Raw genomic sequence first — 11774 nt, forward strand, 5'->3', positions numbered from 1 at the left:
TAGGATCGTGGGACGGACGGCGGCGAATCGACATTCGTGCGACCGGCCGGAACGATCATTCGGGGCAAGGGGACATTCGATGCTGAGGTCGCACAGGAACGCGGTTGCACTGGCGGCGCTGGCGGTGGCGCTGGTGCAGATGCCGACGCAGGCGGTGGCGCAGGCAGCCCCCGCGCCGCAGGACGCCGCCACCACCGACACAGCGACCGATGCGGGCACCCCGGCCAGCGACATCGTCGTCACCGGCACGCGCATCGCGGTCCCCGGCCTGACCGCCAGCAGCCCGGTCGCCTCCACCAGCGAACAGCAGATCCGCCTTCAGTCGGCGCTGACGATCGAGGATTTCTCGACCAAGCTGCCGCAGCTGTCGGGCGGCGTGCGGCAGGGATCGCAGGGTAGCGACGCCTTCGGCGCGCAGGTGCTGGAACTGCGCAACTTCGGGCAGAGCCGCTCGCTGGTGCTGATCGACGGCACGCGCGCCGCGCCGTTCAGCTTCCGCAATTCAGTGGACGTCAATTCCATCCCCGCCTCGCTCATCAAGCGCACCGACGTGCTGACCGGCGGCGCCGCCGCGGTCTATGGCGCGGATGCGGTCGCGGGCGTCGTCAACTTCATCCTGAACGACGAGTTCGAGGGCGTGCGCGGCAGCGCGGTCGGGCGGCTGTCGACCAACGGCGGCGCGCAATATGGCGCGTCGATCATGGTCGGCGCGGGGCTGGGATCACGCGGCCATGTCGTCATCGCGGCCGACTATACGCAGCGCGACCTGATCGTCGCGGGGCAGCGCGACTGGGCGGCGACCCCGAACCAGACGATCCCGAGCATCGGCGGCGTGTTCACCGACGTGGCGAGCGGGCGGCGGTTCGGTTTCACCGACGCGGGCGATTTCACCACCAGCCCGAGCGCGACGTCGAACCTGTCGGCGCGTTACCCGCTGGTATCGCCGCTCAAGCGGATCAACGTCGCCGCGCTGTACAAATACGAGCTGGCGCCGACGGTCGAGCTGTACGGCCGCGCGATGTATACCAATACGCGCACCAGTGAGACCGGTACGCCCGGCGCGACGCCCGCGTCGGTCAGCCGCACCGTGTCGATCAGCGCGACCAACCCGTACCTGACCGACGCGATCCGCAGCCAGCTGACCTTCGTCAACGGCGCGGCGCAGGTCAACGTGTCGCGTTCGCTGGCCGAGCTGGGGCTGGTGACGTTCAACACCGAGCGCGACATCTACCAGTTCCAGGGCGGCTTGCGCGGGCCGTTGACCGACGCGATCCGCTGGAACGTCTATGCCCAATACGGCCGCTCGACCGAAGCGACGGTGGTGACCGGCGACGGGCTGGTGAACAATGCGGCGGGCGCCAACAATTTCGCGTCGGTGGTCAACACCGTCGACATCTTCGGCCCGAACCGCCCCGGCATTGCCGCCGCGCTGGGCAGCCCGATCAACGGCTTCAACCGCAAGCGCGACCAGTTCGTCGCGGCCGCGACGGTCAACGGATCGCTGGAGGAGCTGTTCTCGCTGCCCGCCGGGCCGATCGGTTTCGCCGCGGGCGTCGAATACCGGCGCGAAACCGCGAACGTGGCGCAGGACACCGCGCTGCTGACCGGCAACACCTATCGCCAGGGCGTGCAGGCGGCGTACACGGGCGAATTCGACGTCAAGGAGCTGTACGGCGAGCTGCTGGTGCCGCTGCTCCACGACCTGCCGCTGATCCGCAAGCTGAGCGCGGGCGGCGCGTACCGTCTGTCCGACTACAACCTGTTCGGCACCCACGGGACGTGGAAGGTCGAGGGCAATTGGGAGGTCGACCGCAGCCTGCGCCTGCGCGGCACCTATCAGCGCGTGCTGCGCACCCCCAATTTCGGCGAGTTCGCGGGCGGCGTGTCGTCGCTGCCGTTCAGCAGCCTGGTGACCGTCGACCGGCTGAAGCCGCGCTACGGCGGCGACCCGTGCGTGCTGGGCACCGGCAACCAGGCGCAGTGCCAGCGGTTCGGCGCGCCGGCGGCAGGATCGGCCAATTCGACCGCGCCGGCGTATCTGACCGGCAATTACTTCTACGGCGGCAACCCGGACCTGAAGCCCGAAACCGGCTTCACCACCACGGCGGGCGCGGTGTTCACGCCGACGTTCCTGCCGGGGCTGAACGTGACGGTCGACTGGTATCAGCTGGACCTGAAGGGCGCGGTGGGCGTGATCCAGCCGGTGGCGGCGATCACCAGCTGCTACATCACCAATCCCAGCGCGGACAATCCGCTGTGCGGGCTGGTGACGCGCAACGCCGACGGCACGTTCAAGGATGCGTTCGTCAACAACCAGAACCTGGGCCGGCTGCTCCAGCGCGGGCTGGACATCACCGCCAGCTACACCGTGCGCGGCGACTGGGTACCGGGCAAGGGCGTCCGGCTGGGCTATGCCGGCAATGTCGTCACGTCCTACACGATCCAGGCGAACCCGACGGTCAGCGCGGTGCAGTGCAAGGGCACGTTCGGCGCGACCTGTTCCAGCGACGGCACGACGCTGGTCCAGCCCGCCTATCGCCACACCGCGGGCGCCGGGCTGCTGCTGGACAAGGGCGTGATCCAGTTCGACTGGATCCGCATCGGCAAGGTGCGGTCGAGCGCGGCGGGATCGAGCGAGACGCTGCCGGCGCAGAACCTGTTCGACCTGTCCGCCTCCTATGACTTCGTGCCGGGCATCACGATGACCGCGGGCGTCTACAACATCGCCGACAAGCAGCCGCCGCGCGTGTCGACGGGGGGCGTGTTCAACACCTTCCCGGACACCTACGACATCCTGGGACGGACGATCGGCCTGTCGCTGACCGCGCGGATGTGATGCGGCATTGGCGGCGGCAGCGGGGGGGCGCGCGATGAGCCTGCCCTTTTCGATCGCGGACTGGGTGGTGATCGCCGCCTATGTCCTGCTGCTGCTGGCGGGGGGGTGGATCTTCACCCCCCGCAACACCGGGACGGCGCACGATTATTTCCTGGCGGGCGGCAACGTGCCGGCGTGGCTGGCGGCGATTTCCGTCCTGTCGGCGACGCAATCGGCCGCGACGTTCCTGGGCGGGCCGGATTACGGCTATCACGGCGACCTGACCTATCTGGGCAGCAACCTGGGCGGGTTGCTGGGCGCGATGTTCGTCGCGCATGTGATGATCCCGCGGTTCTACGCGATCCGCGCGACCACCGCCTACGAACTGCTGACGCTGCGGTTCAGCGCCACCGCGACGCGCTGGGCCGGGGGCATGTTCCTGATCGGGCGCGTGTTCGCCGGGGGCGCGCGGGTCTATCTGGCGGCGATCGCGCTGGCGATGGTCATCACCGGCACCGTCGAGGCGCAGGGGATCATGATCGCCGCCGCGCTGCTGATCGTCGCCAGCGTGCTGTTCACCTTCGTCGGCGGGCTGAAGTCGGTGTTGTGGAACGACCTGATCCAGTTCGTCGTGTATCTGGGTTCCGCGATCGCGGTGGTGGTGTTCCTGCGCTCGTCGATCCCGGCGACGACCGGGCAGATCATCGACGGGCTGATCCACACGCCCGAGGGGGTCAACAAGCTGCGGCTGTTCGACCTGTCGACCGACCTGTCGCGGCCGTTCTCGCTGCTGGCGGTCGTGACCGGCGTCACGCTGCTGTACATCGCGAACGCCGGGATGGACCAGGACACGACCCAGCGGCTGCTGGCGTGCAAGGACGCCAGGACCGGCGCGCGCGGCCTGTACCTGTCGGTTCTGGCGACGGTGCCGGTGGTGGGGATGTTCATCCTGATCGGGCTGCTGCTGTATGTTTTCTACGACCGCCCCGACTTGATGGGCGGGACCACCGCGGCGGCGGGGCGCAGTTTCGGCGGCGAGAAGATCAGCATCTTCATGCACTATATCCTGACCCAGCTGCCCGGCGGGCTGCGCGGGCTGGTGACGATCGGCATCTGCGCGGCGGCGGTGGCGACGACCAATTCGGCGCTGAACGCCATGTCCTCGGTGCTGGTGCAGGATTTCTATCGCCCGTGGCGCGAACGGCGCGGGGCCCTGGCGGCGGAGCGTCATTACGTGCAGGCGGGGCGCGCGGGCATGGGGGTGATCGGCGTCGCGATGTTCGCGATGGCGGTCGCATCCTTCTACTGGCAGCGGTATAGCGAGATGGGGCTGCTGGAGTTCGCGTTGCAGGTGATGGTGTTCACCTATGCCGGGCTGCTGGGCGTGTATTTCACCGCGCTGTTCACCGCGCGTGGGACGACCGCGTCGGTGGTCGCCGCGCTGATCGCGGGCTTTGCGGTCGTGCTGCTGCTGCAACCGGCGATCGCGCGCGCGATCGGGCTGCCGGGCGCGCTGTCCGCGCTGTCGTTTCCGTTCCAGCTGTGCATCGGCACCGCGATCGCCTTCGCGATCTGCGCGGCGCCGCGTGGCATGGCGTCCGCTTCCCGTCCGCTGCAGAGGGCATGATGAACACCGAGTCACTCGCACCGCGTTATCGCGACCTGGACCTGTGGCCGACCGAACTGGCGGTCGAGGCGATGCTGGAGGGGCAGATGGCCGCGATCGCCGCGATCCAGCCGCAGACCGCCGCGATCGCCGCCGCCGCCGATGCCGCCGCGGCGCGGCTGGGCGAAGACGGCCGGCTGATCTTCGCCGGCGCGGGCACGTCCGGGCGGCTGGCGGTGCAGGACGGGACCGAGCTGACCCCGACGTTCGGGTGGCCGCCGGAGCGGCTGGCGTTCCTGATGGCGGGCGGGCTGGACGCGCTGACCCAGGCGCAGGAAGGCGCGGAAGACGAAGGCGATGCCGGGCGCGTGGCGATCGACGCGGCGCAGGTGACCGCCGCCGACGTCGTGGTCGGCGTGGCGGCGAGCGGGCGCACCCCCTATACGCTGGCGGCGATCGAGCACGCGCGCGGCGCGGGCGCGCTGACGGTGGGGATCGCCAACAATGCCGACACCCCGCTGCTGACCGCCGCCGAACATCCGATCTGCGTCGAAACCGGTAGCGAGGTGATCGCCGGATCGACCCGGATGAAGGCGGGCACCGCGCAGAAGGCGGTGCTGAACCTGCTGTCCACCGCGATCATGGTGCGGCTGGGGCTGGTCTATGACGGACGGATGGTGGCGATGCGCATCTCCAACGCCAAGCTGCTGCACCGCGGGCGCGCGATGGTGCGCGATATCGCGGGCGTGGACGATGCCACGGCGGCGGACGCGCTGGCGGCAGCGGACAACGATATCCGCGTCGGCATCGTGATGGCACGCGGGCTGCCCCGCGACGCCGCGCGGGCGCTGCTGGCGACGCATCGCGGCAACCTGCGCCCGGTCATGCACGAACTGGACGTCATCCAGGAACTGGACGCGCGCGGATGAGCGCGATGCGCGACATGGCGCTGACGCTGAGCGACGCCGACACGCCGCTGTACCTGCAACTGGCGCGGCGGCTGCGCGAGCATATCGACAGCGGCGCGATCGACCCGGGCGGTGCGCTGCCGTCCGAACGCGACCTGAGCGAGATGGCGGGGCTGTCGCGCGTCACGGTGCGCAAGGGGATCGAGCAGCTGATCGAGGAAGGCGTGCTGGTCCGCAAGCAGGGATCGGGCACGTTCGTCGCGCGGCGCATCGCCAGCCCCGGCGGGCGGCTGAACAGTTTCAGCGACGAAACCCGCGCGCGGGGCGAAGACCCCGGCGTGGTGTGGATCAACAAGACCTATGCCCAGCCGATCGAGGAGGAAGCCACGGCCTTGCAGGTGCCCGTCACCACGCGCGTCGCGCGGCTGGGGCGCGTCCGGCTGGCGGGCGGCGAGCCGCTGGCGATCGAACATGCGGTGATCCCGGCGCCGTTCCTGCCCGACCTCGATACGCTGGGCGATTCGCTGTACCAGGCGCTGGAGCGACACGGCTTCCGCCCGGTCGCGGGCACGCAGCGGGTGCGCGCGTCGCTGGCCACCCCGACCGAGGCCGGCATCCTGAGCGTGAAGCAGAATTCGGAGGTGCTGCGCATCGAACGCAAGACGTGGATCCCCGACGGGCGGATCGTCGAGTTCACGCGATCGGTGTATCGCGGCGACCGCTATGAGTTCGTGAGCGACCTGCAGCGGATCTGATTACGCGCGCGCGGCGCGGGTCGGGGCCGGTTCGACCGCCGCACCGTCATCGCTCGCCGGTCCGCCGATTCCGGCGGGGAGCCAGTCGGGATCGAACCACGGCGTGCGTCGCGGCAGCGGCGACAGTCGCTCGAGCATCGGCAGGTCGCCCAGCGTGATCGTCTGGCCACGCCGCGCGATCAGCCCCTCGCGTTCCAGCGCGCGGATCGTGCGGTTGACGTGGACCGCGGTCAGCCCCAGCGCATCGCCGATCTGTTCCTGCGTCAGCGGCATGTCGAAACTGGCGCCCTGCGTCAGCCCGACCTGACTCAGCCGCTGGTGCAGATCGACCAGGAAGTTTGCGAGCCGTTCGCGCGCCGAGGTCTTCCCGATCGCCGCCACCGCATCCATCAGCGCGACCCGCTCCAGCTGCACCGCCATCAGCAGCAGCGCGGCGACGCGCGGCGCGTCGTCGAACAGCGCGCGGAGGCGCGCCAGCGGCACGCGCGCGATCCAGCCGTCGGTCAGCGCGGTGAGCGTATCGGCGGCGCGTTCCAGCGCCATGCTGGGCGTGCCCAGCATGTCCCCGGCGATATGCACCTTCACGATCTGTCGCTGGCCGGCGGGCAGCAGCATCGACGAGGCGACCCAGCCGTGCAGCATCAGCCAGACGCCGTCGACCAGCTGGCCTTCGCGGCGGATCGTTTCGTGCCGCCGAACCGCGACCGCGGTTTCGCCCAACCCGCGGATCGTGGCGATATCGCGGGCGCCGAGCGATGCCATCGCGGTGAAACGGTCGAGGGGATATTGGTGCAAGGTCGCGCTTCCCTAGGGGAGGGGCGCTGACCTTATCGCCGCGCCGGGGCGTCCGCGTTGATAGGCATCAATCCCGAAACGAATTGCGGGCCGATGAAAAGCGTTGCGAACAGTTGTCATTAGCACTAGCCGGGCGCGATGAGCCGTTGGGGAAAGTTCGTATACGCCGCGCCGATCGGTCGCCTGCGGGGATGCCGGCGATGACGCTGCGCGGCATCCTGTTCCAGATCCACTGGTTCCTGGGGATCACCGCCGGGTTCGTGCTGGCGATCATGGGCGTCACCGGCGCGACGATGGCGTTCGAGGAGGAGATCCAGAGCGCGATCAGCCCCGGCATTGTGCGGCTGGCCCCAAGTCCGGCGCCCGCGCTGTCGCCCGATGCGCTGATCGCGGCGGCATCGCGCCAGCACGGCGGGCGCGCGGTGACGCAATTGGTGATCGAGCGCGATCCGGCGCGTGCCGCCAGCGTCACCTTCGCCCCCGACAAGGGCCAGCGGCGCGGCGAGCGCAGCCTGATCGACCCGCGCACCGGCGCGCTGCTGGGCAAGCCCCATGGCGCCGAACTGTTCGAGACGGTGGAGCGGGTCCACCGCTGGATGGCGTTGCCGGGCGGCGCGAACGGGTGGGGGCGGACGATCACCGGCATCGCGGCGCTGTCGCTGGTGTTCTTCGCGCTGTCCGGCCTGTACCTGCGCTGGCCGCGGCGCGCGCTCGACTGGCGGGCGTGGTTCGTGCTGGACCTGCGGCTGACGGGGCGCAACCTCTACCGCGCACTGCACGCGGTGGTCGGCGGGTGGATCTTCGCCGCCTACCTGCTGAGCGGGATCACCGGGCTGTGGTGGTCGTATGACTGGTATCGGCAGGGCGTGCGCTACGTCCTGACCGGCAAGGCGGGCGAGATACGTCGCGAGGGGCGCGACGGGCCGCCGAAGGGCGATGCCGTGCCGCTGGCGCCGGCCTGGGCGGGGTTCGTCGGACAGGTGGGGGCGGACGGCTATGCGCGCGTCGCGATCACGCCGTCGCGCGGGGGCAAGCCGGTGGAGATGCGGGTCCTGCCACCGGATGCGCGGTTCGACCGGCAGACCGACACTTTGCGCTTCGATGCGCGCGACGGGCGGCTGGTGAAGGCGGATCGCTACGCCGCGCGGCCGTGGGGAGAGACGATCGTCGGCAACGTCCTGCCGCTGCATACCGGCGCGTTCTTCGGCCTGCCGGGGCGGATCGTGATGCTGCTGACCAGCGCGACGATGCCGCTATTCACGGTGACGGGGCTGTTGCTGTACCTGGCGCGGCGGCGGCGCAAGCGCGCGCTGGCGGCGGTGCCCGACGTGGCGGCGGCGGAGGCGAGCGGCGAGACGCTGGTCCTGTACGCCTCGCAGACCGGCGGGGCGGAGCGGCTGGCGCGATTGACCGCGGGAGCGCTGGGCGCGACGCTGCGGCCGCTGGGCGGGGCGAGCGCGGAGGAATGGCGCGCGGCCCAGCGTATCCTGTTCGTCGCCGCGACGTATGGCGAGGGCGAGCCGCCCGACGCGGCACGCGGCTTCGCGGCGCGTGCCATGGCGCGGCCGGGCGACCTGGCGGGCAAGTGTTATGCGGTGCTGGCGCTGGGCGACCGTGAATATGCCGATTTCTGCGCGTTCGGGCACCGCATCGACGCCTGGGCGCATGACAGCGGCGCGCGGCGGCTGTTCGACATGATCGAAATCGATGGCGCCGACGTGGATGCCGAGCATCGCTGGCAGCAGCAGGTGTTCGCGCTGGCGGGCGGGGCAGGGCCGGCGCAGTCGGACTGGCAGCGCGCGCCCTTCGCACCGTGGCGGCTGGCGGCGCGGGCGCATGTCAACCCGGGCAGTCCCGGCGCGCCGATGCACCGTATCGTGCTGGAGCCGGTCGCGCAGGATGCGGCATGGCAGCCCGGCGCGATCGCCGAGGTGATGCCGCGCCACGACCCGGCGCGCGTCGCCGCGGTGCTGGCGCGGCATGGCCGCAGCGGGGATGCCGCGCTGGCACAGGCGCTGGCGGGCGCGGTGCTGCCCGCGGCGGACGCGCCGCTGCCCGACGCGGACGCACTGCGGCCGCTGGCGCATCGCGATTATTCGGTCGCCTCGATCGCACCGTCGGGCGCGGTCGAGCTGCTGGTGCGCGAAGCGACCGCGGCGGATGGCGGGCCGGGGATCGCATCCGGCTGGCTGACGCACCATGCCGCGGTCGGCGAAACGGTGGAACTACGGCTGCGCGACAATCCCGGCTTCGCGATGCCCGATGATGCGGCGACACCGATGATCCTGATCGGCAACGGCACCGGGCTGGCTGGGCTGATGGGGTTGCTGCGCGAGCGGGCGCGGTGCGGCGGCGGACCAGTGTGGCTGATCCATGGCGAGCGCAGCCCGGCGCACGACCGGCCGTTCGACGACGAACTGGCCGCGCTACGCGCACACGGGACGCTGGCGCGGCACGACCCTGCCTTTTCGCGCGACCCCGACGGCGGGTGTTACGTGCAGGATGTGGTGACGCGGGAAGGCGAGGCGATCCGCGCTTGGGCCGATCAGGGCGCGGCGATCTATGTCTGCGGCAGCCTGGCGGGGATGGCGCCGGGGGTCGATGTGGCGCTGCGCGCGATCCTGGGCGATGCGCAGGTGGAGGCGATGCTGGGCGAGCGGCGCTACTGCCGCGACATCTATTAGTGGCGGGCCGCCCGTCGCGAGGGGCGCGACGGGCGGCGGCGCGTCAGGCGAGCATCCGCACACCGGGTTCTCGGTCGTAGAAGCGGCGCGCGGCAGCATCGACGAACGCATCGTCGAGCGCGGTGACGCCATCATCGGGTTCGACCCCGGCCTTGTCGAGCAGCGGCGCGGCGGCGTCGGTCGCGCCGATCGCCTTGAGATGGCCGAAGGCGTCCATGACGAACTGGACCGCCGCAGCCTCCTTCGTCAGCATCGCCGCGCCGTCATCGGACAGGACCAGCGCGACCGCGTCGAAGATCTGGCTGGGCGTGCCCGCCAATTGCCCGTCCGCCTTTCGCTTGCTGCCGTCCGACAGGGTCGCGCCGCCGATTTTCGGCGCCACCAAGACCGCTTTCGCCCCAGCGCCGGTGACGTCGGCGATCACGCGGTCGAGCGTCGCGGCGTCCGACCCGTCGGCGTAAAGGATGCCGACCGACCGACCCTCGAGCGTGGCTTTCATGTTCTTGTGGATCGACAGCGCGTCGGACGGCGCCATGTCGACCGGCGCCCGCGCGGCGGGCGACGCGTCGGGCAGGTCGATGTTCAGCCCGTCAGCGACGCGGCGGGCCAGATCCTCATCGACGTTGCGCAGATTCGCGACCATCCGCGCCGGCACCTGTTCCAGCCCGACCTTCGACAGTTCGAACACGAACGACGAGGCGATATGCGCCTGTTCCGATTCGGTCTGCGAACGGAAGAACAGCCGTGCCTGACTGTAGTGATCCGCGAACAGTTCGGCACGCACGCGCAGCTTGTCGCCCTGTTCGTCGTCGCCGGTGGTGGCGTTGACGGTGACGAAGCCGCGCGTCGGGCTTTCGCGCGGGCCGCCGTCCTCGCCATGCGCGGTCAGGCTGTTGGGTTCGTAGTTGGCGCGCCCCTTGGGCACCATCGTCTGCATCATCCCGTCGCGCTGGAAATTGGCGAACGGGCAACGCGGCGCGTTGATCGGGATCTGGTGGAAGTTGGTCGTCCCCAGCCGCGATTTCTGCGTGTCGAGATAGCTGAACAGCCGCCCCTGAAGCAGCGGGTCGTTCGAAAAGTCGATCCCAGGCACGATATTGGTGGGCAGGAACGCGACCTGTTCGGTTTCGGCGAAGAAATTGTCGGGATTGCGGTTGAGCGTCAGCGTGCCGACGATGCGGACGGGGACGTCGTCCTCCGGGATCAGCTTCGTCGCATCCTGCACGTCATAGGGCTGGGCGCGGGCGAACTCCTCGTCGAATACCTGGATGCCCAGATCCCATTGCGGGAAGGCGCCGGTGTCGATCGCTTCCCACAGGTCGCGGCGCTGATAGTCGTTGTCGGCGGCCTGGAGCTTCAGCGCCTCGTCCCAGATCGTCGATTGCAGCCCCGCCTTCGGCTTCCAGTGGAACTTGACGAACTGCGCCTCGCCCGCCTCGTTCACCAGCTTGAAGGTGTGGACGCCGAACCCCTCCATCGTGCGGAACGAGCGCGGCAGCGTGCGGTCGGACATCGCCCACATCAGCATGTGCGTGCTTTCGGGCATCAGGCTGGCCCAGTCCCAGAAGGTATCGTGCGCGCTGCCCGCCTGCGGATAGGCGCGATCCGCCTCCATCTTCACCGCATGGACCAGATCGGGGAATTTGATCGCATCCTGGATGAAGAACACCGGGATGTTGTTGCCGACGAGGTCCCAATTGCCCTCGCGCGTGTAGAATTTGACCGCGAAACCGCGCACGTCGCGCGGCGTATCGACCGATCCGGCGCCCCCCGCGACGGTGGAGAAGCGCACGAACACCTCGGTCTTCTCGCCCGGCGTGAACACCGCGGCGCGGGTGAGGTCGGAGATGTCGGCCGTCGCCTCGAACACGCCATGCGCGCCCGATCCGCGGGCGTGGACGATGCGTTCGGGAATCCGCTCGTGATCGAAGTGGAAGATCTTCTCGCGCAGCACGAAATCCTCGAGCAGCGTCGGGCCGCGCGCGCCGGCGCGCAGGCTGTTCTGATTGTCGCTGACGGGGACGCCGTGATTCGTGGTCAACACATCGGCGTCTCCCGACGCCTGCTGATGCGTTTCGCCGCCATCGCCGCGCGTGGTCGTGAAGTCGGTCATCGGGAAGCCTCTGGTAGGGAAGGAATGTCCGCCCAACGCGCCAGTCCGGGTAAAGGCCCGGCGGCGCGCGGATATTCGCGCTGAGGCATGTCAAAGCC

The 11774-nt window shown here is 69.9% G+C and carries 7 protein-coding genes; 5 read left to right on the top strand and 2 right to left on the bottom strand.

Features of this window, described 5'->3' with window-relative positions:
* The first annotated feature begins 79 nt into the window (after nucleotides 1–79).
* From COA17_RS04860 to COA17_RS04875, 4 genes are read left to right on the top strand one after another with little or no spacing between them, the layout of a single operon-like run.
* On the top strand, nucleotides 80–2836 hold the full coding sequence (locus tag COA17_RS04860; protein WP_070321388.1) for a TonB-dependent receptor plug domain-containing protein: 2757 nt from the start codon (nucleotides 80–82) through the stop codon (nucleotides 2834–2836).
* A 34-nt stretch (nucleotides 2837–2870) separates the two neighbouring features.
* Nucleotides 2871–4442 (top strand): sodium:solute symporter family transporter, encoded by a 1572-nt coding sequence (locus COA17_RS04865; RefSeq protein ID WP_096610440.1) that lies wholly within the window; start codon nucleotides 2871–2873, stop codon nucleotides 4440–4442.
* A complete protein-coding gene (locus tag COA17_RS04870; protein ID WP_176484796.1) occupies nucleotides 4442–5350 on the top strand; it encodes an N-acetylmuramic acid 6-phosphate etherase in 909 nt (302 codons plus the stop codon). The genes COA17_RS04865 and COA17_RS04870 overlap by 1 nt, the downstream gene beginning before the upstream one ends.
* Nucleotides 5351–5355: 5 nt before the next feature.
* Nucleotides 5356–6084 (top strand): GntR family transcriptional regulator, encoded by a 729-nt coding sequence (locus COA17_RS04875; RefSeq protein ID WP_066486095.1) that lies wholly within the window; start codon nucleotides 5356–5358, stop codon nucleotides 6082–6084.
* On the opposite strand, the gene COA17_RS04880 is transcribed toward COA17_RS04875, so the two are convergent.
* On the bottom strand, nucleotides 6085–6879 hold the full coding sequence (locus COA17_RS04880) for a Crp/Fnr family transcriptional regulator (protein WP_245857417.1): 795 nt from the start codon (nucleotides 6877–6879) through the stop codon (nucleotides 6085–6087).
* 200 nt (nucleotides 6880–7079) lie between these two features.
* Here COA17_RS04880 and COA17_RS04885 point away from each other — a divergent pair, with 200 nt between their 5' ends.
* Nucleotides 7080–9563 carry a PepSY domain-containing protein gene (locus COA17_RS04885; protein ID WP_096610849.1) on the top strand — a complete coding sequence of 828 codons (2484 nt, stop codon included), beginning with the start codon at nucleotides 7080–7082 and terminating at the stop codon, nucleotides 9561–9563.
* A 43-nt stretch (nucleotides 9564–9606) separates the two neighbouring features.
* On the opposite strand, the gene COA17_RS04890 is transcribed toward COA17_RS04885, so the two are convergent.
* A complete protein-coding gene (locus COA17_RS04890) occupies nucleotides 9607–11676 on the bottom strand; it encodes a catalase (RefSeq protein WP_096610444.1) in 2070 nt (689 codons plus the stop codon).
* Nucleotides 11677–11774: the final 98 nt, after the last annotated feature.

This window comes from Sphingomonas ginsenosidimutans (assembly GCF_002374835.1).
GTDB classification, from domain to species: domain Bacteria; phylum Pseudomonadota; class Alphaproteobacteria; order Sphingomonadales; family Sphingomonadaceae; genus Sphingomonas; species Sphingomonas ginsenosidimutans.